We start from the raw sequence: 22,312 nt of genomic DNA, 5'->3' as shown, positions 1-22,312 counted from the left end.
CAAGCTCAGGACCGCTCCGACGCCCAGAAGGGACGCATCAGCAACTGGCAAAATAGCCCAAAAGGTCCTGGCAGTCCGAAATCTGGGTTTTGAGGCTGAATTTCTTCCGATATCGGAAAAAATCACTGCGCCAATGTGACCGAATCGCTCTCCACTGGCACTTTTGAGCGCTTTAACGGCACAACAAACCAGAAGGTACTGCCTTTACCCTTTTCACTTTCACAACCCATTGAACCGTTCATTAATTCAGCCAGTTTTTTAGAAATGGAAAGGCCCAGTCCGGTGCCACCATAGTTTCTTTCAGTCAGTGAACCATCCATCTGCGTATAAGGTTCGAACAACTGTTCCATCTGCTCCGGCGATATTCCAATTCCGGTGTCTTTGACGTCAAAACGAACTTGAACCTGTCCTTCATTCGAGTCAGCCAGTTTCGCAGAAACAATAACCTCTCCTTTGTTCGTGAATTTGATGCCGTTGTTGACGAGATTTAGCAGAACCTGGCGAATACGATATGAATCACCAACAAACGAACCTTCCAATGCCGTATCACAAAAAACATTCAGCTTGATATTTCGAGAATCGGCAAGTGTCCTCATCACGTTAGCGACTTCATGTAACAGCAACTCGATTGAGAAGTCCTCCTCGAGCAAGGTGAACTTGCCTGATTCCATTTTGGAGAAGTCGAGCAAGTCGTTAATGAGAGTCATTAGCTTTCGCCCCGAGTCTAATATCAGAGTAGAGAGCTCTCTGGTATCAGATACGGTATCAGCCGCAGCCAGCAATTCGCAGACTCCGAGCATTCCACTCAATGGCGTTCTTATCTCATGACTGACATTGGCAACAAACTGCGACTTGAGCAAGTTCGACTGAATCGCCTGGTCTCGAGCCTTGGTAATAGTCTCAAGAGCGTCCACCTCGGCTTTTGCAAACTTTTCAGAAGTTCTAATAATCCAATAGGCCGCCACTAAAATAGCAGCGCAGAACAGCAAAATCGCCACAAAAGAAGTTTGAGACAACTGTCTGACTCGCTCTTGTCTTTCCGATAGTAACCTTGTTTCCTCGGACTGTATCTTGCCTATTAAAGTCCTGTATCGATCCATAAGATCTTTGCCGGTATCAATATTTATGAGCGTTTTGCCAGGTTTCCAGGAGTCACGTTGCTGGTCCTTCTTGCGGGCTTCGATAACCTGCTGGCTAAATTTGATTTTTTCAGACGCAAGTTTTCGCAGTTCAGGTATTAATGCCTGTTCTCGTGGATTGTCGACTGTCAGCGCGGAAATCTTCTCTATGTGACTCTCCACTTCTCCGAAACACTTTTCATAAGGAGCCAAATACTGTTCGCTGCCGGTAATCAGATAGCCGCGATAGGCAGTTTCACAGTCCATAAGACAGACAAGCGACTCTGCCGCCTCGTCCAGCACAACCAACGTATGCGAAACCCACCAGTTAGCTGATTGGAGCTGAGAAAACAGGTAGACGGATGTGGCTGCTATGCCAATGCTGAACAGTGACAGCAGTATGCTCAAACTTCTCTGTTTTTTTCTAAATGCGACTTGCATACTTGGCTGTGCAACTGTAGTTTACAAAGTAGTTTCGTACCTCATAGTATACATCGGCAAAGCTCGTGATGCGCGGATTTTCGCAATTTACCGCGATATCTCAGTCTTTTCGAGCCCGACCCTTTGCAACCAGGAAGTCTCCCAAATGGTGAACGAAACTGGCGTCAGACGAAGCGGAACCAAACGGGTTTCATGTAATAGCATACAAGACTGATATACTCTAACGGGCACACAAGCCGCCACTGGTTCCACTTCCGACAGGGAAGGTCATTGTAATGAGCACAAAAACGTCCGATGTTCGCATTGTCGCAACGACGCCTTTCAGCGATCAAAAGCCCGGCACTTCCGGGTTGCGAAAGGCTGTAAAGACCTTTCAACAGCCAAATTACCTGGAGAACTTCGTCCAGTCGATTTTTAACAGTGCCGGACCACTTGACGGCAAGACAATCGTACTTGGTGGCGACGGCAGATACTTCAACAGAGAAGCCGTGCAGATAATCCTCAAAATGGCGGCAGCGAACGGTATCGGAGCAGTCAAGGTCGGTCAGCACGGAATCCTCTCGACGCCCGCGACTTCATGCGTGATCCGTAAAAACAAATGTGCCGGCGGCATCATACTTTCCGCTAGCCACAATCCGGGTGGACCAAACGGCGATTTCGGCGTCAAATACAACACCGAAAACGGCGGACCAGCACCTGAAAAAGTAACTGAGGCAATGTTTGCCATCAGCAAGAGCATTACCGAATACAAAATTCTCGAAGCCGACGATGTAAATATCGACGAGCTTGGTAAACACAACCTGGGTGGCATGGTCGTTGAAGTTATCGACTCTGTGGCCGACTACCAGGAATTGATGGAATCAATATTCGACTTCGACCTGATCAAAAGCATGATCATGAAGGGCGATTTCCGGATGCGCTTCGATGCCATGAATGCAGTAACAGGTCCTTATGGTCACTCAATCTTCGAGAAGCGTCTTGGCGCGCCACCAGATACAGTGATGTACGGAACACCGCTGGTAGACTTCGGTGGTGGACATCCAGACCCCAACCTGGTCTATGCTCACGACTTGGTGGAGGTTCTGTTCGGAGGCAACGCCCCCGATTTCGGAGCTGCATCAGACGGAGACGGCGATCGAAATATGATTCTCGGCCGCAAATTCTTTGTCACGCCAAGTGACAGCCTGGCAATCATGACCGCAAATGCGACTCTCGTTCCAGGATACAAGAAAGGACTTTCCGGCGTAGCTCGCAGCATGCCCACCAGCTGCGCAGTAGACAGGGTGGCTAAAAAGCTCGGCATTCCCTGCTACGAAACTCCGACCGGTTGGAAATTCTTCGGAAACCTGATGGATGCAGACAAAGCCGCTTTATGCGGCGAAGAAAGCTTCGGCACAGGTTCAAATCATATCCGAGAAAAAGACGGTATCTGGGCAGTTCTGTTCTGGCTGAACATTCTCGCCGTTCGCAAGGAATCCGTAGAAGAGATCGTGCGCAAGCACTGGCAGGAATTCGGACGCAACTACTATTCTCGTCACGACTACGAGGAAGTAGAAAGCAGCAAGTGCGAGTCTTTGATGGAACATCTGCGTAAACAGCTGCCGGGCTTGAAAAACAAGAAGTTCGGCAAATACGAAGTTGCCACCGCAGATGATTTCAGCTACACAGATCCGATTGACGGCAGCGTTTCCTCGAAACAAGGAATCCGCATTATTTTCACAGACGGATCACGCATCGTCTACAGACTCTCGGGCACCGGCACGCACGGGGCTACTCTGCGTATCTACCTCGAAAGTTACGAAGCGGATACGAACCTGCACGATCAGGAAACACAAGAGGCACTAGCCCCCCTGATCAAAATTGCGGACGAACTAGCCACGATCAAAGCGTTAACTGACAGGGACCGACCGACAGTCATTACATAACTAGCCATTTGTACCGTGGCATGCGGAAACTTTCACCACAGAAAATGAATTCGAACCAACGTTTCGTTCAGACGCTTACGTTATGTAGTGCTCTGACAATTTTCTCGGCGCTTTTTCCGATACACGTCCTTGCGGCCAATAAGCTGAATCCCAACGATCCAAGTCTCAATCCCGATTCAGCAGCGATGATGCTTGAGCGTGACGATGCGAACGTCCCACCCAAACCCGGGCAGCTGAGCGCCCGTGCCTCCGAACTTGCCGATTTAACGGGCATTGGAAAGGTCCTCTCTCAACTGAGAAAAGAACAAGAATTAGCAAGGCGCTCACCAGCAGCGCCAAAATCTCCTGAGGAGATGCAACGCAATCTGCGCATCATTTACCTGCACGACAAATTGAATCAATATTTCCAGACAGCAAACCTGGAGATCGATTCAACAATCGCAAAGCTAAATTCCGGTATGTCAGCGCTTGGAGACAGAAAAGCGACACTGGCTGACGAAAGGGGGCGAATCCTCAGACGCAACACTTTCATCAACCTGATAAGCGGTGGTCTGACCAAAATTGGTGGCTACTCAAATGCGCTCACGCCTGGCTCTCTCATACCGACCAATGTGTTAGAAATTTTCGATGGGGGCGTGCAAACGTCGCTGTCAGCCTCGACAATTAAGCAGCAACGCGACGAGGCACGCTTCAGCAGAACAACTCCAGAGATGTTGCTCGAATTTATAAATGGCAACTCTCAGCTAGCACCACATTATCCGCCTAACGTCTGGGCCTATCTAAATGCGAAAGCCAATTCTAGCGATAAACTCAGTCGACGAGGCACCTTGATCGACAGGTGGAGATCATCGGGACGTCTCGCACCCGGCGGCAGTTCAATCGCCCGTAGGCGTCCGCAGAGCACAGCACCTTCGTCCGCCCAAATTGTCGCGTTCGATGATCTCGATGACACCATTACCATGCTTGCCGATATCAGAGCAGTTCTGGCCGGTGCGCAAATCAGCCTCATGGAATTGAGTCAGACGCTGAAATTAGTCTACGACGACGATCCAGTTATTTGAGTTTGAAGAAGGTCTGGACATCCGTTACTTGGACATTAATGACTCCAGATCGTCGATCGCTTGTTCAACTCTAAGTGGAGCATTGACTGCCACCGTAGCTGAGTATCCGTTCCACAACTCCAAAAAGCGCTCGCCCAACAATGTCTGCTCAGCCAGCAATGCCTCAGCAACTCGCTCAATACGGCGCTCATTTTCTATGATCAGACGTTTCGCTTCCTGGTAGCACTCGTCGATGATTCCTCTCCATTCAGCGTCGATTTCATTTGCAAGTTCATCGCCAATTTTTGTTGGTCTCTGTCCGTCGTCCGACAGCTTGACAGAAAATGGCTCCAATTTAGACATTCCGAATTCTGCCACCATAGCCCTTGCAAGTTTGGTCGCCTGCTCGAAATCATTGGCGGCGCCGGTGTCCTTGCGATTCAAGAATACCTCTTGCGCAATGCGCCCTCCCATAGCAGTCATGATTCTGGCGCGCAGTTGCTCTTCGGTATATCCGTAACGATCGTTGACGGCGTGACTTTGCATTGAACCAAGAGATTTTGTTCTCGGCTCGATCGTTACTTTAGTGATCGGATCTGCACCATAGGGACGCAGAGCCTGCTGCACGGCACAATGACCAGCCTCGTGGAACGCAGTGTTACGTTTATCCTCTTCAGACATCGAACGAGCCCTGGAGAGCATTGGATCACCGAATTGCACATAGTCGATACCGCAGTCGAAATCTTCAAGAGTGATTACTTTGTCAGCGTCAGTTAGTTGATATGCAGATTCCTCCGTCAGCTTTTCAATGCGCTCGGCTGCAGAAATAGCTGCCTCATTGCAAGCTTGCTCAATATCTGCACCAGAAAACTGAGGCGTGCGTACAGCGAGGTCACGCAATCTAACGTTCGGCGCCAGCCTCATGTTTTTGGTGTGAATCATGAATATCTTTTCCCGACCGAGCGTGTCGGGTAAGTCGACGGAAACTTGATAATCGAATCGGCCCGGACGTTTTAAAGCCTCATCCAATGATTCGACCATGTTGGTCGCCGCCATCACAAGGATTCCACTACTGGCTTCAAAGCCTTGCATGCAGACAAGCAATTGATTCAATGTCTGATCGCGCTCAGAATCTGCGCCCGAGTTACCCTGTCCACGTTTTTTGCCAATAGCGTCGATCTCATCAATGAATATGATTGACGGCTTGCCGGTCTTTTTCCGGGCAGCGACGGCTTCAGCAAAAAGTTTGCGAACGCGTCGAGCACCGACTCCGGCGAACATCTCAACAAATGTAGAACCACTGGCCGCAAAGAAATTAGCATCTACTTCGCCGGCCAGAGCGCGAGCGAGCAGAGTCTTGCCAGTTCCAGGAGGTCCCACCGCAAGTACACCTTTCGGAATTTTTGCACCAAATTGCTCGTACCAATCAGGTGATTTAAGCCAACGCGAAACTCTTCTCAGTTTAGCTATCGCCTCGTCGCATCCAGCGACATCATCAAAAGTGCGACGCTCTTCAGGTGCGGTGGAGGCGACTTCCGAAGCACTAGGATTAAACGAATCCATGCCTGGAAGATTAACATCAAGACGACGAAATACCCGCTCGCCGAAAAGCAAGGCGAGTGCACTTAATACACACATCCCAAGCATAATCCAGAAAGTTGGATGCAATGAATAAATCAACCGGTCGACTAAAGAACGATGAACCGTTTCACTGATCTGGACCGGAATATGGGCAGAATGAGCCTTCGCCAAAAGAGAATTTGCATTCGAATAATCAACCAGAGCTGGTCCAAGCGGGCTGATATCAGCAATTACTGTACGTAGTCCCTTAAAGCAGGTGATTCGTTCTATGGACCCAGGCGATTCGGCAAAGATCCGATCCAACTCATAGCTCGTAACAGATCGCATGTTCGCTGCTTCATCAGGCAGCCGAGGAATCATCTTCTGATCGAACACACCGGCAAAAGCAAGAACAATCAAAGCGACAGCTGACAAAAAAATGGCTATCAGTCCGACTTTCCGTTTGTTCTTCATGCACACCTCTCAATTTCAAGCATCATCCAGCAGTACTTCAGGAAGAGCGATAGCTCATCAGCAGCCAGTCTTGGACATTTCGGCTACGTATTTATATCTTTCACGCAACTCAGAAAATGTATCTACTTTGTGAAGAAACACAGCCAAAATGAAGTCACAATGAAGTCTGCTGAGCTTGCAAAACCTGCATAGCAAGCGGCTTTGAGAGGTACAAACTCGAAGCAAACGGCTTAGATTGGTGGCAATTCTGATAGCGGGTGTTTCGGCGCGGACTTAACGATGGTGCCATCCATTGTTTCAGCAAACGGCCTTAGCATCGTGCCACAAGAACTTAAGCAAGCGACTTTTTATGATGGCACCCGGTGAATAGACGTTCTGGAGTGGTGGCACTTGGCACCCCCGAGAACCTCCTGCTGAGCTTCGTTAAATTGGAAGCAAGGTCGGCGCTGTCATGGTTTTGGCGGGCGTAAACAGTGCTATAGTCCTCTTCCTGTCAGTGATTTTTTCCGATATCGGAAAAAATTCAGCCCCAAATTTCTTCCGATATCGGAAAAAATTCAAGAGAAAAACACCCTTTTGGACACTGTAGCCGTCATTTTCGACTTCGACGAGACCCTGATGCCTGACTCCACGTCGGCGTTACTGGCAAAACATGGCATCGACGTCGAAAAATTCTGGACCGAACAGGCAAAAGCACTAATAGACCAGGGTTACGACCAAGCCCACGCCTACTTGCGACTGATTCTTGAAAACATTGGACCAGATAAGCCTCTGGGAAATTTGACTAATAAAGACCTGGGCAAGTTCGGTGCTGAATTGGACTGCTATTATCCCGGCGTTTTAAATATGTTTGAGGATCTTCGCCAGATTGTAAACGCAGTCTCGACCGATTTGAGACTCGAGTTTTACATTATCAGTGGTGGTTTACAGGACCTCGTGCAGGGAACGAAAATCGCGAAGGAATTTTCGGCTATCTATGGCTGCACTCTTGATGAAGACGCTGAAGGCACAAGTATTCGTTGGATCAAGCGATGCATTACGTTTACCGAGAAAACTCGATATCTGTTCGAGATTAACAAAGGTATCCGTCCTTCAGATGTTCTGAATCATCACTGCGCGGTCAATACTTCAGTAGCTGAAGAAAGACGCCGTATTCCTTTCAAGAATATGATTTACGTAGGAGACGGACTGACTGACATTCCTTGCTTTTCGTTACTGAAAAAACATGGTGGCTACGGCTACGGAGTTTTCGATCCGTCGCAACAGAAATCAGCAAAGAAGGCTCTAGAAGAATTTATGAGAGCAGATCGCGTACTTTCGGTCTACCCGCCTGATTTTCAAGCGATGTCAGGGTTGGGGGCAATGCTCAGAATAACCGTTCAAACGGTGGCAAACAGCATTGTGCTGTCACAGAAGCGCTCTTGATTTGTTCTTGATTCGATAAAGAACATGTTCCTGCAGGGGATGACCATCCTCCAGATACGGGTGCTTGAAGTTGTCTCTGGGGTCAAAGGTCATACCGATCTTTTCCATCACTCGCATCGACCTTTTATTTGTCGTGGCCGTCATTGCCACAATCTCTTCTAATCCAACTTTTTCAAAGCCGAATTGCAATGCAGCTCGTGCGGCCTCAGGTGCGTAACCGTTCCCCCAGGAACTGTTAGCCAGACGCCACCCAATTTCAACACAGGGAGTAAAGTGCGCCTCAAAGGTCGGTCGCCAGAGACCGACAAAGCCTATGAACTGTTCGTCTCGTAATATCTCTACCGCCCATAGACTGAACAAATCGTCATCAAACCGATTCTCGATTCTCTCAATCAGGGCTCTTGTCTCTTCGGCGGACAGAGTCTTCGGAAAATGCTCCATGACAGCAGGGTCAGCGTTCAATGCTGCAAAAGGCTCAAAATCAGACTCTTTCCAGCGACGCAATAATAATCGCTCGGTTTGTAACATGCATAGGCTCTCCTGGCACCGATCTAGTATCGCATTTGATATCAATTTTGAACAATGCGGAGCGGTCCTGAGGTGCGCCAGCTTGACTTTGCCGCCTTAACGAATCGTATAGTTGACTAGCTGTCATGAGGCTCACATGGTACCCTTGGCTTGAAATCAGAAGCACGCATCGAATTGCTTCGTTTCCCAGACTCGAACGCACCCAAGAGGCTCGTTTTGCGTCGCAGGCAGCCCGCTCACAGCGGGTTTTTCATTCCAGTGGTATTTTCGGGAGCATCGGATGATTCAGATACACGAACTGAAAAGCATGTCCAAAGCGGACTTAGACAAATTGATGGTTCGCGCCAATGTCGACATAAACGAAGTCAAGGCCAGTGTCGAAAAAATCATTCAAGCAGTGCGCACTGAAGGCGATCAGGCCCTGGTTAGATTCACCAGAGAATGGGACGAACCAAACTTCGAAATTTCACAGCTTAAAGTTACTCGAGAACAGATCGACGAAGCATACAAGAACACTCCGAAAGAGACGATTGATCGAATCAAAGAGCAGATAGAGTTAGCAAGAAAGTTCCACGAAATTCAGCGTCAACAGATCCGCGATTGGCAGATCGAACTTGAGAAAGGCATACTGGTCGGCGAGAAATGGACGCCAATCGACGAGGTCGGGTTATATGTTCCAGGAGGGAAGAATCCATTCCCTACAGTGCAACAGATCCTGGCAGTGGCAGCCAAAACGGCCGGATGTAAGCGTATAGTTTCTTGCATTTCGCCAAAAGGCAAGAACTACGAAGTACTGATTGCTGCCAATGAATGCGGACTGACAGAAATCTACAGAGTCGGCGGTGCACAAGCGATCGCAGCGATGGCTTACGGCACAGAGAGTATCAAACCGATAAGCCTGATTGCGGGACCAGGCAGTCCTTATGTGACAGCTGCGAAAATTCTCTGCCAGCAGAAAGTTGCTATCGATATGCCGGCCGGACCAAGCGAAGCGATTATTCTTGCTGATGGCACCACAGGCAATGACATCGATCTGCGTACCAAAGCCAGATACTGTGCTGCCGACGTACTGGCTCGAGCTGAACACGGTCCCGATTCAGCCGGTGTTCTGGTTACGGACTCGATGGAGCTGGCTAAACTCACAAAAGAGGAAATCGAGCGACAATATGAAACGCTGTCGCGTCAGAAGTACATTAAGGAAGCGCTCTCTATGTACAGCGGCTTGATCGTCACTGCAAATATGCAAGAAGCGATTGACTTCACCAATCAATATTCACCAGAACATTTAGAAGTGTTGGTTGACCAGCCGGAACAAACACTCGGGCAAATAACTAATGCCGGGTCTGTCTTCCTCGGCTACTACAATCCAGTGGCTACAGGCGATTATGCGACTGGCATCAATCACATCTTACCCTCCGCAGGATGGGCAAGACAAACTTCGGCCGTAGGAGTCTGGACATTTATGAAACGCGTTCAGTTCTCCAGCTTGACCCAAATGGGACTACACCGGCTCAAGCCGATTGTCCAGACTATTGCCACCGTAGAGGGACTGGATGCGCACCGTCGCAGCGTTGAGGTGCGGTTCGAATAGTTCAAACAATTCGCAAACCTCTCGGTTCTCATCTCGCAAAAGTTATATGGCAGCAGCGCTTCATCTCAGTGACATTCAAAAAAAGCAGTTTAGCGACAAAGCAGGCGCTGAAACAGATTTGCTTGATTTCTTGCGCGAGAACGAAGACCAATCAATCCAAAAGGTAGAACTGCAGCCCAAACCAGAATCGCTGAACTCGCTCAATGGCTTTGTCACATTCGACAACGGTGAAAGGTTCTTCTTCAAAACACACACCGAAGAAAATGAGAAAGTCTCTGAATACTACAACGCGACAGAACTTGCGAAGGCTGGATATCCGATTATTACATCTAAGCAGGTGACTCACCGAGTCGGAAAACAGATTGTCCTCTATCAAATAATCAGCTATCCGACTCTCTTTGATCTCCTCAAAACTGAAGAAGATAGCTGTATCAAGTGTGCTTCAACTGCAGTTAGTTCCACCTCGACGATTCTCCTTAATGGACAAGTTGATCTGGATAAAATGGTATTTGATATATACGCCAAAAACCTGACCAGGGCATCAGCCGAACAGCAATCGAAAGCTGTGATACACCAGCTTTTCTCCCACCGCCTGGCGGAAGACGGGCGAGTCGGACTCTTCTATAGAAATAAGCTGCTGGATCTGGAATCAACCTCAATACCGTTCCAGACGCTGGCGGAAATGCGATGGAACATCAACGGTGTGGAATACTCGCAATCACTCAACGAAATAATCGAGCGCAGCAGGACTGTGCTCAAACCGAAAGAAGGAGCCGCTGTACCCGGGCATGGAGACGCACACAACGGCAATATCTTCGTCGATATGGAAAAACAAAAGTTTTACATGTTCGATCCTGCATTTGCAGGCAAGCACCATCCACTGCTGGATCTGACAAAGCCCTTATTTCACAATATCTTTGCCAGATGGATGTACTTCCCGGACCAGGTCTTGCAAGAATTCAAATTGAATTACTCTATTCAAGGCAACGTCATTCACATCTTACACGACTTCAAACCAAGCCACTTGCGAATATCACACTTACAGTCGCGTATAAACAATGTCCTCGCTCCGACTGTTGCTCTGCTCAAGGAAAACGGACTTCTAAAAGACGACTGGCGAACATTCGTTCGCTCAGCACTTTTCTGTTGTCCGTTCCTGACAGTCAATTTGTTAGCTGACTATGTGCCAGACGGCACCCTGTCGCAACGATACAAACCACCTGTTAAGTTGTTGGGACTGGCAATGGCTGTCGAACTCGGAGCTACCAAACACAGTGGCTCGAATCCTTTTACGGATCTTCTCGACGAGATTCTTGCCTGACTCGCCTGCACTCACTAACAGGAGCGAAGCCAACTCTTGGTCGACAACACTAGAGCTTACAGCACGTTCCAGCGGCGAATATTTTTATTCGACGTAGACGGAGTAATAGTCAATCCGATAGCGTATCGACTGGGAATCACAAGGACGCTCACGGAGCTTTGTAAAAAAATCGGACTGACAGACATACCATCGATACTGCCGACCGAAGCAGAAGTTTCTGCAATGGAATCGCAGGGCGTGCACGATGTCTGGGATATGACCAACATCATGTTTTGCGACATTCTGACGACAATCGCCGTACAGAGTTACGTTACGCAGGACCATCTGCCAGCGCGTGACGTTTCCGGCCGCCTCGCAGGAAGCAAGGTTCAAAACAGTGACGAGATCGATGAAGTACTTTCGCTTTTCAGTTCTGTGCATACTTCCACAATGCGGCCAGACTATATGACTCTTGCTAAGGAAATGGCTGTAAATGACACGCACAGTCATCCACCTGATATCGCGTTGCAACTATTCTCTCAGAAGCTGCTGCCAGTCAATCAATCGTCATACTGGTTGGAACTTTTGAAGCGCTTCTTGATCGGAACCCGATCAGTCTATTCAAGCCTTGGGACTCGACTCTTTCAAAACATAATTCTCGGCTCAAGTAATTTTGAGAGGACTTATGAGCTCAAATCAGCATGTGAAGGCGCCGGACTGCTTGAAACAGAAGACAAAACGCTTATTAGTAAGGAAACAGTCGACAAACTCAAAGAGCTGAGTAGAGACGCCGCAAACTCAGTGGGTGTTTATACAGCCCGTCCCAGTTTGCCACCAACCCACGCAAAAGTTTCATCCGTTGGCTACTCACCAGAGGCTGAGATCGCTCTGGACAATGCCGGCATGCGCTCCTTTCCCTTAATCGCCATGGGAATGATGGAATGGCTGGCAAAAGAACACGGGCAGCGCACGGAAGACCTCACCAAACCAAATTCTACTCAGGCGGTGGCAGCGCTGATAAACACGATCACACAAGGACAGGATGTACTGGCACTGCACGAAGCCTACGCCATTGACAAACAAGAGAAGGACCCAGGGACTACGAGCCTTTCAACTATCAAAGAAGCAGATACTGTTATCTATGTCTTTGAAGACACCATTTCTGGTATCGTCCCGCTGCTTAAGACGACCGAACTTCTACAATCAAGAGGCTTTAACATCAAACTGGAGCCGCTGGGCATAGCAAATGAGCAAAGCAAACGCATCGCACTTGAACAATATTGCCAGCAGGTCTTCAGCAACGTCAACGACGCGTTCGCCTCAATCAACCCTTGCCAGTAATACCGCTACGCTGCATTCACAAGCAACAGCTACTCAGCATTCACAAGCAACAGGTACTCGGCATTCACAAGCAACAGGTCTGGTCAGTTATTAGCAGCCAACCAATTGTCTATGCGGTCAAAAGCTTCCGTCAATTCTTTCTCTTCGGCGCCAAATGACATTCGAATATGCCCTTCGCCAGTAGGACCGAACGCGTTTCCGGGCACAGTGATTACCTTTGCTTCGTTCAATATTCGCAGGGCAAAATCCATCGAACCGATATTTTCGCGCGCCTTAAAACGGGGAAAAACATAGTAGCCACCACGTGGTTTAGCGTAAGTGAAAACCTCGGATAAGCGATCTAATCTTTCGCAAACAAGATTGCGGCGCAGGGTCATTATATCCATCAGTTGTCTTACACTTTCATCGCCGGGCCCGTCTTTTCCATTCGTACCTTCCAGGGCAGCCAGGGCTGCATATTGGGAGATTGTAGGAGCGCAGATGGCAAAAGCATCGTGCACTTTCAGGACCTGTCTTATAATGCGCTCGGGCGCATACATATAACCTACACGCCAACCTGTCATGCAGTATCGCTTACTGAAACTACAGGCTGCGATGATGTTATTCTTCAATTCTGGAACCGACATCAAACTAAAATATGGTTGATTGTCATAGACGAGAAAGTCATAGGTTTCATCAAGTATGACAAACAAATTGTGCTCCAAAATCAACGCTGCAATTTCACGCAGCTGAGTCTCAGAGAAGACGGCTCCGGTTGGATTCGAAGGACTGCACAGAATAATCGCCTTTGTCCTTTTCGTAATAGCTTTCCTGAGTGCCTCGATATTGAGAGTCCACTCTGCTCCTTCATCAAGCGGCACAAACACAGGGACACCTTCTGAAAACAGAATTTGCTCAATATGCGAGGAATAGCTGGGCGAATTCAAAATCACCTCATCGCCCTTATCGACGATGGTGGCGATACCGGTTGCAAGCGCTTCCATGCCACCGCAACTGACAAATATCTCAGTCTCCGGGTTAATCTGCGGAATATTCCTTGTACGCATCAAGTCCTGGGCGATCAACTCCTTCAGACGAGGAATACCTGGTTGCAGTGAATACTTTCCAACTGCGCCATCGCTTTGCAGAGCCTTGATAACAGCTTCTCTAATGAATAGTGGCGTATTCGGTGACGGAATGCCTTGCCCAAGAGAGACACAGCCAGGCACCTTGCTTGCCAGAATGGGCATTTGTTTAATAGCGGACACAGTAATCTGAGCAACCCGACGAGAAATCCCGCTCAAATCTTCCTGTTCACCGGCACTTTTGAATACTGACCTGCTTTCCATCTTTCTCCCCATCGCCCTTTTATACTGAGCGCCTTTCAATCGTTACCGGCATCAGATATTTTTAGTCTGACTCGCCTTCCATCTTCACTATTGTTAGCTAACGTCTGCGCCCTGCCAACTCTGCTTCGATATCTCTCCACTCAAGACCTTCATCCACTGCAAGCACGCTTGCGAAATAAATCAAATCTGCGATTTCCCACCTTAGATTCTCTTTCGAGGAATATGACACTACTTCATACGCCTCTTCCATGATCTTCTTCAAAAGCAGCCTGCGATCGGACAGCAGCGTTGCCGTATACGACTTGCTTGAGCCTGAATTCTTGCGAGACTGAATAGTCTCGAAGAGTTCAGGCAGAGAAAACTTTCTATCGGAAGTGACACCACCGAAACAACTGTATGTCTGATTGTGACACGCTGCATTTTCTTGTACAACGGTGAAGAGAAGACAATCTCTGTCGCAATCAACCCGGCAGGAGATAAGCTTCTGCGCGTTGCCTGAGGTCAGTCCCTTCTCCCAGATTTCGTTGCGAGATCTGCTGAAGTAAATGCCTTTACCTTCCCTCAATGCACGACTCAAACTATCTTTGGAGCTGTAAGCCATCATCAAGACCTGTCCAGTTTGATCTTGAACGATAGTCGGCACGAGCCCGTCTTCCTTGAACACAATTGACTTCACGACAGCTTCAATCGGGTCGATACGCCCTGTATAAAGCGCCATTCCAACTTGAACATCAACACCCAGGGCCGAGATCTGAACAATTTCATCCGTCTCAGCGATGCCACCAGCAACGGTGAGTTGACCTTTTATCTTATCTTTCAAACCTTTTATCGCCTCAATGTCCATGCCATTGAGACATCCCTCGCCTTCCACAAAAGTTGCGAGAAATCCTGCGCAGTAAGGAGCCAGCCGTTCAGCGCGGGCCCAGATAGTTTCACCGGTGGCGTTCTCCCAGCCCTGGTCAACGACAATCTCGCCCTTATGGTCGAGTGCCACCATCACCTGCTGCGGCGAAAACTTATCTAAAAATTCCGGCGTTGCCATCGTACCGACGATCAACCTTTTGGCGCCAGCCTTGAGGAATTCCCTGCCGGTGTCAACGTCTCGTATGCCGCCACCGACGCGCACATCACAGACCCGACAGATCTCTTTGATCAACTCACGATTATTGCCTTTTCGAAGCGCCGCATCCAGGTCTATTACTGCCACTTCGCCATAGCGATTGAACTCTTTGGCTAACTCAAGCGGCGTGCGCTCGCTCTGCAAAACGAATTCCTTTCCCTGCTTAAGTTGAACAGCTTTGCCGTTCATAATATCAATGCTTGGTATCAACATATACGCACTGGAATCCCCTCTTGATTGAGCTGTCTCTTAACCTGGCTGATAGTGTAAATACAATCGTGAAAAATGCTCGCTGCAAGAGCGGCGTCGGCGCAACCTTCAGTAAAAACATCGACAAAACTCTGTGGATCCCGAGCACCGCCTGAGGCAATCACTGGAATCGGCAGCATGGAAAAAGCCTTCACCATCTCAATATCAAAACCTTGTTGCGTTCCGTCGGCATCCCATGAAGTTAGCATAATCTCGCCTGCGCCCCGTCGCACACATTCTTTGCCCCATTCAAGCGCGTCCAGTCCAGTGGATACAGAGCCGCCTCTGGTCAAAACTTCCCAGACCGAGCCACCCGAACCATCCGAGCCACCCGAACCACCCGAACCACCCGAACCATCCGAGCCATCCGCGGCAGCTGAGGCAACAGAGGCATCGGAGACAGTCGATCCCGTTGATCCGGTCGATTCATTCAATCGATTCGAAGTATTCGATTCATTTAAGCCCTTAGCCCGTTTTCGCGCGTCAATCGCTACGACGCAACATTGAGAACCACATGCGGTGGCAATTTCTTCAATCAATTCCGGTCTGTTTACAGCAGAAGTGTTGATCGATACTTTGTCGGCACCCAGTTCTAAGAGTTTTCGCACATCCTGAATAGACGATATACCACCACCAACGGTAAAAGGAATCGACAAACGATGAGCAACTTCTCTAACCAGGTCAAAGACAGTGCTGCGGTCTTCCTTGGATGCAGTAATATCGAGGAACATGAGTTCATCTGCGCCCTGTTTCTGGTATTCATAGCCGAGTTCAACCGGGTCTCCAATGTCACGCAAATTCTGGAACTTGACCCCTTTGACGGTGCGACCATTTGCTACATCAAGGCACGGAATAATCCGTTTACACAATCCACTCTTCGGCATCGATAAGGATTCCTTAGCTGACATCGTTTATCCATTTGCGCAAGAGGCGCTCACCAAATTCGCCACTCTTCTCCGGATGGAATTGAAAAGCTGTGACATTGCCGGTTTTAACAGCTGCACAGAACGATTCGTAATAGTCAGATCGATACAATATGACGTCCTCCGAATCAGGCTTTGCATAGTAAGAATTGACGAAATATACGTAACCCTTTTCCCATCCGGAATCATTTACCGGTTCAATAAAATTCCAGCCAATTTGCGGAACTTTGCCCTGCCGAAATTTCAAAACCTTTCCCGGGATCAAACCTAAACCAGCAACACCTGGAGCTTCTTCACTCTGGTCAAAAAGGACTTGCAATCCTACGCAAACGCCAAGAAATGGTGTTCCGGATCGCACCAGTTTAACTATAGTCTGATCAAATTGATTTACCTTGAGCGAATTCATCACTGCGCCAAAAGCACCCACACCAGGCAAGATGATCGGGCGCGATCCGCCAGGCGGGTCATCGTTGCCTACCAACCTGAAAGGCACACCCATCCTGGTCAGAGTGCGGCTTATGCTACCCAGGTTGCCACCAGCAGAGGTGACAAGATCAAACTCAGTCGTAATTCTGCTAGCCACTAACTGTCGTATCCTGCCACTATCTTTTCTACTTTATATTCAAGAATATCCCGCGCCCCCAGGGAAACAAGTGTCGGGATCAAATCTGGTACGTCCTTAACCGGCACTGCAATCTTGATTGCGTAACCATCTCCGTTGTACAACTCAGATATCGTTGGTGCTCGCATACAAGGCAAGTTCGAGACAACCCGCTCGAAATCATCTCGAGACACATTCATTTCAAGCATAACCTTCTGTTTGGCAAGCAACGTGCTCTTCATGAGCATCGTCATCTCCTCCAACATCTTCCGTTTGATCGGATCTTCCAGGGCTTGCTTGTTGCAAATAAATCGAGTTGTGGAGCGCATCAACTCTTCGACAATGACCAGTCGATTATGCTTCAAAGTCGTACCTGTGGAAGTATTGTCGACGATGACGTCTGCGTCTTCGGGAGGCAGCGCCTCAGTAGCACCGAAAGTCTGAACGAAAATGGCGTTCAACTTATTTCGCTCGATAAAGCGTTGGGTCAGGCTTTTATACTCGGAAGCGACAATCAATTTACGACCAAAATCTTTGGTTTTGAAGTCGTCGTTGCCGACCAGGTCTTCAGGCATAGCTGCCACAATTCTGACGGGATCAAAGTTCAAATCGAGCAATTCAACAACGTCGGCATCCTGTTCGACGATCCAGTCGTAACCAGAAAAGCCACAATCATGTCGCCCCAACGCTACCAGACTGGGGATATTCTGAGATTTAAGCAGTTTCGTTACAATATATGGGTCGGAGCAAAGCGGTCGATAAGAGCGACCGTCGGCAAGAAAGTTCATGCCAATCTGACCAAGGAGAGCCATGACCTTTTCCTGGATTCTTCCTTTAGGAATGGTCAAGCGTAAATTCGTCTTGGCGTTGCCGGCGCCATCCTCAGATCGCTTCAGTGAGCCCTTTGTAGAGGCTGATGTTTGATTGTTTGACATTCATCCTTCCTATCTATATAAAACGAAAAGAGCCCGCTTTGAGCAGGCTCCGGACAGTGTTTTGCTGTAATGCAAGCTTATCTGTCAGACTGCTCCAGGAACATTCCACAATGATGGTGATGGTACCCCGAAACAGGCGCGGAGTCGACATTTTTGCCAAATGATAGAGATACGAACATTGCACTACTCTTCTAAGCCAAGAGAGAGGTTAGCACTCGCCCCGTTCGCTTGGCAAGCCCGCAATACGAATTTTTAAGAGCCTAACCAGCAAGCATTGAGCGATACTTTCGTCTGAGCGACTCTGCCATAACCGAATTCAACTGTAAGCCTGTCTACGCCAATTCTTGCGACCCGCCAATTTCTGCCTGATCACAGTCCGGATTTCTTCCAATGTGAAGCATGCAGCAAGAGCTTGCCAAATGACTTTCCGAGGTTTGGTTCGCACGCCGCGGTCCAGACCGCGTTGGCGCAATGCATCAAGAGCTTCATCCCGCCAGAGCAATTGAGACAACGCATATGGATCGATATCCAGATTCTGGCGGGACGGCCAAATTTCATTCAGAACTGTGACACCTTTAGTGGTGCGAGAAGAAATCAATCCCCACCACTGAGGCACAATTTCGACAGCTTTAGCGACATGACGCTCATCAGCAACAAGAGTCATACGATCAAAAATTTTGCTATAAGTTAGTTGCTGCGACGGTAAGCGATCTAGATTGTCGGAAAAACTTTTGATCTCGTAGCCGTGCAATCTTGAATTGATGACAGCAAGATCGACGCGAAAACTGCCTTCCATCAAGCCAAGCTCGTCGACGACCAAGCTGCCAGGATGCGCTGCGAGTATGTCTTTGATCTCGTGATTATACAAAGCCAAACGAACATCAAGCTCTTTCAAATGACATCACCCATGGTATCACAAGGACAATTCTAAAACTGGCTGAGAGCTATCATACAGACGTTCGCCAGTCTGCGCAACTGTGGATAATGCAATAAATAAGGCGTTTGTACAGCCAGCAAATCAAGGCGAGAAGAAGGAGCCGGCGTAGCTTGAGCCAAATGGGGATCCGAAAGATGAACCCATGCTACCCAAAGTTCCAATCGTGCTTACAGATCCATAACCTGGATAACTTGAATAAGCTGAGTAAGCCGGAGCAAAGCTCGAATAAGAATAGGGGCTGCCAAATCCACTCCCCATACCCATCCCGTAATAACCCATGTTCATCGAGCTCATAGCTCCGACGGCAAGTCCACCAGCGCCAACAGCAGCACTACCGGCAATGGCAACTACCTTACCAATCTTGCCAAGCAACGAGCTATGTTTTCCTTTGGATTTATGCTTGCTGTTATTTGCGAACTGTGGGTTCGATGAACCAGCCATGAACGGTGATGAATTATACGACCCACTATTTTGCATGCTGTTGTATCCGGCTCCTGCACCTGAGAGACCGGCATAGGGGTCAGGTCCCTGAGCACTGTAGCCATTGTTACTCGTACCTGATGACGGAGACGTAGGACCAGAACCGAACGGGTTACTGGCGCCAGCCACGTAAGAATTAGAGCTATTCCAGTTGCGGTTGTATTGAGAACTGCTAAAAGGGGCCGATTGAAGTGATTGCGCAGTCGCAGCCTGGCTAGGAGCCTGAGGAGACTGCGGTAGACCCATCTGAGTTCTAGCCCAAAGTGTGCTCACTCGTGTCGTCATATCATCAACAGGAGATCGGGCAGCAGAACCAAGTACTTTGCTCTCCAAGTCTTTGATACGTTGAACAAGCGAGTGGTTTGAGTTGGCATGACCAAACAATTTTACTTCCATTGCCGAAACTTTTTCCAACATGCCTAATGAGCCATCTTGAGTAGTTCCTGTAATACCGGTTGCTCCTCGCAGCGGCGCAGGAATGTTGTTCATTAAATCGCCTGGTTGCATGCCGTACACACCGGCATAAGAGCTGAGATTGTCTACTCGTGTAGCCAGGTCATCGATGCGTGACGGCGCACCGTAGGCCTTACTCTCAAGGCGGCTCAAACGTTGACGAACCGGCTCACCTGCATATGTGCGACCAAGTAGTGAACGCTCGAGTTCAGTCACTCGTGGGTATTCTGAATTGCTCAGATCAGAACCACCAGGTTTGCTAGTTTGGCTGGCGGACTGATCCGCTTTAGCTTGCGTGGCGATACTTGTATCGGGTTTACCAGGCGTAGCTGAATCAACAGTTTTAGAAATACGTGCTACGCGTTCCTCGATTGAACCTGACTGAACATTGCCAAAAACAAGCCGCTCCAGGCGATCAAGGCGCTCGCCCGGTGTTTCACGCTCGTACTGATGGGAGAAGAACCTCACTTCTAATGGACCAAGGTCGCTGAGTCGCACGATAGCGAGCGCCGGGAGCGAGCTCAGACTGATCAAACCTACAAACAGAAGCTTAGTGACGTTTCTAGAGAAAATCATCAGGTTCCTACAACTTAGTTCTAAATACGTTGTACCACTGACAACCTCAATTTAGCCAAATATTGCTGCTGTTGAGATGATTTCTACTTCTTTGGCGCTATTGTTAAAAACACTCTTTGGTAAGCTGTTTTTTTCCGATATCGGAATAAATCTCCGACGAAATTTTTTCCGATATCGGTAAAAAAACATGTTCTGAAACGAATTTGCGAAAGGATCACATCACCATATGCCAGTCAAAGCGACCATTCACACCAAAAAGAAAAAGAATATTCTGGACATAACAGAGCAAGTAGAACAGCTTGTCGGCACAGCGAAGTCGATCAAGAACGGTCTGGTCCACATTCACACTATGCACACAACGGCAGCTGTTACCACCGCAGACTTGGACCCGGGCACAGACCTGGACATGCTGGATGCCTTTGATCAAATCGTTCCCAAGTTGAATTATCGACATCCGCATAATCCCAGTCATGTACCGGACCACATCATGTCGTCTTTAATCGGTCCAGGCGTGTTGGTACCGTTTCAAAACGGATCTCTAATACTTGGAACATGGCAACGAATTATTTTAGTTGAATTAGATGGACCACGAGATCGAGAAATTGCAGTCTCAGTGCTTAAGACGGAACTCTAACCACATTTAGTCACTGGCAATAACGCACATCGCGCGACAAAACAGATGAAATTTTCAAATTCATCTGTTCATATTTGAACTTTTTTGCTTCCACCTACGTTTTAAACAATGGAGGTGATTCAAAATGCTCTCACTTGATCCTGCCCTAAAAATCATTAGGATGTTGCTAGCTGAAAATCTAGCAAAATTTCCTACGAATGAAGATTGTCTGAAAGAACTGAGAAAATACATTGATGAAAAATGCACTCACTGTAACTCTCGCAGACTGCTCCGCGAAGTAGGACGAAGAGACGCTCGGTGCCTCAAATGTAATCGGAAGACATGGCTAACGGCAAAGACATTCTTTAGTTCTATCAAAAAGCCAAGACCATACTTAATGGCGATCATCCTTCTCTCTCATCGCATTAGGATAAGTGGTGCGGCCTTTGGACGACTGATGGTCATATCAACATCTTCAGCGCAGCACATACTGAAGAAGGTATCGACCGTATTGTTGGAGTTGCTAGAGAGATATGGCTCACCGACGAAATCATCCGAATTCGGTTCTTGTGTTTTCAGACGCAGCACTGAATCACTGCCACGTGAGCATCCTCACGCAGAATTTGATGAAATCGAACGCCGGCTTGCTGCGCAGCTCAATCAAGATCAAGCCTTACTTGATTCGCTCAGTGAAGACGAAAAACTGGTGTATCAGAATTTTTCAGATCAGCCGATTACGCAATCATCACTTGAAGTACGAAGCGGTCTGCCGACCAATCGCATTATGTCAGCGCTGACAATGCTGGAACTTGCCGGCTTAATAGAGAATCAGAACGGTGCACAGTATGTGAAGATCAAACAACCAGTCAAACTTCCTGCTATCAAAAAACCGCATAAAAACATTATTCGCTATGTGGCCCGAAGCACACGATACATCAAAAGAATCCACGGTGGTGTCAGTAGAAAATATCTGCAACTCTATTTAGCCCTGTTTTGGTGCGTAGTGGATAAAAGATGGAGCACTGAGGCATTGTTGAAAGCTTGTGCCAGGTATGGCAAACTCTCAGAACGAGAAATCGCATCCTATGTTTCACCGCATATGGTGCAGGTAAGCAAATTCGCGTAAATACAAAGACAATAAATACTCGCGATTCATCAACAAACAATATGGTATTTCATCAAGGTCAGCATGACTCATGACCCCAGTGATGCCGATATTTTGATAGGATTCGCGCTTATATATGAATGAGAACCGACGCCAGTGTAAACATACGACGGTACACGAATCTCTCTCTCCTGCTTGAATTTGCGCGATCGACAAACGTCTCTTCGGCAAATCGCTTAACATGTCTGC

Annotated in this window: 18 protein-coding genes; 8 read left to right on the top strand and 10 right to left on the bottom strand. The window is 48.2% G+C overall.

What is annotated here, in order from left to right; translation table 11 throughout:
* Positions 1-122 precede the first annotated feature (122 nt).
* Complete coding sequence (locus EKK48_12035; protein RTL42708.1) at positions 123-1,559, bottom strand: hypothetical protein; 1,437 nt, start codon at positions 1,557-1,559, stop codon at positions 123-125.
* Positions 1,560-1,834: 275 nt separating this feature from the next.
* Between EKK48_12035 and EKK48_12030 the strand changes: the two genes are divergently transcribed.
* Together EKK48_12030 and EKK48_12025 are read left to right on the top strand one after the other, a co-directional pair.
* Complete coding sequence (locus EKK48_12030) at positions 1,835-3,484, top strand: alpha-D-glucose phosphate-specific phosphoglucomutase (protein ID RTL42707.1); 1,650 nt, start codon at positions 1,835-1,837, stop codon at positions 3,482-3,484.
* Positions 3,485-3,528: 44 nt separating this feature from the next.
* The gene (locus EKK48_12025; protein ID RTL42706.1) at positions 3,529-4,545 is read left to right on the top strand and encodes a hypothetical protein; all 1,017 of its coding nucleotides are present in this window, start codon (positions 3,529-3,531) and stop codon (positions 4,543-4,545) included.
* 24 nt (positions 4,546-4,569) lie between these two features.
* On the opposite strand, the gene hflB is transcribed toward EKK48_12025, so the two are convergent.
* Positions 4,570-6,558, bottom strand: a complete 1,989-nt coding sequence (gene hflB / locus EKK48_12020) for an ATP-dependent zinc metalloprotease FtsH (protein RTL42705.1) — start codon at positions 6,556-6,558, stop codon at positions 4,570-4,572.
* 576 nt (positions 6,559-7,134) lie between these two features.
* On the opposite strand from hflB, the gene EKK48_12015 reads away from it, so the two are divergent.
* Entirely contained in the window at positions 7,135-7,983 is an 849-nt protein-coding gene (locus tag EKK48_12015; GenBank protein ID RTL42704.1) for a haloacid dehalogenase-like hydrolase, read from the top strand.
* Here the strand turns inward: EKK48_12015 and EKK48_12010 are convergent.
* Positions 7,966-8,511 carry an N-acetyltransferase gene (locus EKK48_12010; protein RTL42703.1) on the bottom strand — a complete coding sequence of 182 codons (546 nt, stop codon included), beginning with the start codon at positions 8,509-8,511 and terminating at the stop codon, positions 7,966-7,968. The two genes, EKK48_12015 and EKK48_12010, sit on opposite strands and share 18 nt — an antisense overlap.
* 280 nt (positions 8,512-8,791) lie before the next feature.
* Between EKK48_12010 and hisD the strand changes: the two genes are divergently transcribed.
* Genes hisD through EKK48_11995 form a run of 3 tightly spaced genes read left to right on the top strand, consistent with a single transcriptional unit; the run spans position 8,792 to position 12,743 of the window.
* Positions 8,792-10,102 carry a histidinol dehydrogenase gene (gene hisD, locus EKK48_12005; protein RTL42702.1) on the top strand — a complete coding sequence of 437 codons (1,311 nt, stop codon included), beginning with the start codon at positions 8,792-8,794 and terminating at the stop codon, positions 10,100-10,102.
* Entirely contained in the window at positions 10,065-11,423 is a 1,359-nt protein-coding gene (locus tag EKK48_12000) for a hypothetical protein (GenBank protein ID RTL42701.1), read from the top strand. The genes hisD and EKK48_12000 overlap by 38 nt, the downstream gene beginning before the upstream one ends.
* A gap of 36 nt (positions 11,424-11,459) precedes the next feature.
* Entirely contained in the window at positions 11,460-12,743 is a 1,284-nt protein-coding gene (locus tag EKK48_11995; GenBank protein ID RTL42700.1) for a hypothetical protein, read from the top strand.
* 83 nt (positions 12,744-12,826) lie between these two features.
* Here the strand turns inward: EKK48_11995 and EKK48_11990 are convergent, their stop codons facing one another.
* The 7 genes from EKK48_11990 to EKK48_11960 all read right to left on the bottom strand — a co-directional run bounded on the left by EKK48_11990 (position 12,827) and on the right by EKK48_11960 (position 20,345).
* A complete protein-coding gene (locus EKK48_11990) occupies positions 12,827-14,071 on the bottom strand; it encodes a pyridoxal phosphate-dependent aminotransferase (GenBank protein RTL42699.1) in 1,245 nt (414 codons plus the stop codon).
* A 97-nt stretch (positions 14,072-14,168) separates the two neighbouring features.
* Positions 14,169-15,404, bottom strand: coding sequence for a phosphoribosyl-ATP diphosphatase (gene hisE, locus EKK48_11985; GenBank protein ID RTL42698.1), 1,236 nt, complete (start codon positions 15,402-15,404; stop codon positions 14,169-14,171).
* Complete coding sequence (gene hisF / locus EKK48_11980; protein RTL42801.1) at positions 15,398-16,324, bottom strand: imidazole glycerol phosphate synthase subunit HisF; 927 nt, start codon at positions 16,322-16,324, stop codon at positions 15,398-15,400. The genes hisE and hisF overlap by 7 nt, the downstream gene beginning before the upstream one ends.
* Positions 16,325-16,337: 13 nt before the next feature.
* Positions 16,338-16,958, bottom strand: a complete 621-nt coding sequence (gene hisH / locus EKK48_11975) for an imidazole glycerol phosphate synthase subunit HisH (GenBank protein ID RTL42697.1) — start codon at positions 16,956-16,958, stop codon at positions 16,338-16,340.
* Positions 16,946-17,899 carry an ATP phosphoribosyltransferase gene (locus EKK48_11970; GenBank protein ID RTL42696.1) on the bottom strand — a complete coding sequence of 318 codons (954 nt, stop codon included), beginning with the start codon at positions 17,897-17,899 and terminating at the stop codon, positions 16,946-16,948. Before EKK48_11970 ends, hisH begins: the two co-directional genes overlap by 13 nt.
* Positions 17,900-18,215: 316 nt before the next feature.
* Positions 18,216-18,695, bottom strand: coding sequence for a hypothetical protein (locus tag EKK48_11965; protein ID RTL42800.1), 480 nt, complete (start codon positions 18,693-18,695; stop codon positions 18,216-18,218).
* A gap of 222 nt (positions 18,696-18,917) precedes the next feature.
* Complete coding sequence (locus EKK48_11960) at positions 18,918-20,345, bottom strand: hypothetical protein (protein RTL42695.1); 1,428 nt, start codon at positions 20,343-20,345, stop codon at positions 18,918-18,920.
* Between the two features lie 226 nt (positions 20,346-20,571).
* Between EKK48_11960 and EKK48_11955 the strand changes: the two genes are divergently transcribed.
* Both EKK48_11955 and EKK48_11950 read left to right on the top strand, forming a co-directional pair.
* Positions 20,572-20,979 (top strand): YjbQ family protein, encoded by a 408-nt coding sequence (locus EKK48_11955; GenBank protein RTL42694.1) that lies wholly within the window; start codon positions 20,572-20,574, stop codon positions 20,977-20,979.
* A 436-nt stretch (positions 20,980-21,415) separates the two neighbouring features.
* A complete protein-coding gene (locus EKK48_11950; GenBank protein RTL42693.1) occupies positions 21,416-22,084 on the top strand; it encodes a hypothetical protein in 669 nt (222 codons plus the stop codon).
* Positions 22,085-22,312: the final 228 nt, after the last annotated feature.

Source organism: Candidatus Melainabacteria bacterium (genome assembly GCA_003963305.1).
GTDB lineage: Bacteria > Cyanobacteriota > Vampirovibrionia > Obscuribacterales > Obscuribacteraceae > PALSA-1081.
The sequence above is the reverse complement of the archived record's forward strand: the minus strand, read 5'-3'. Positions and strand labels throughout refer to the sequence as shown.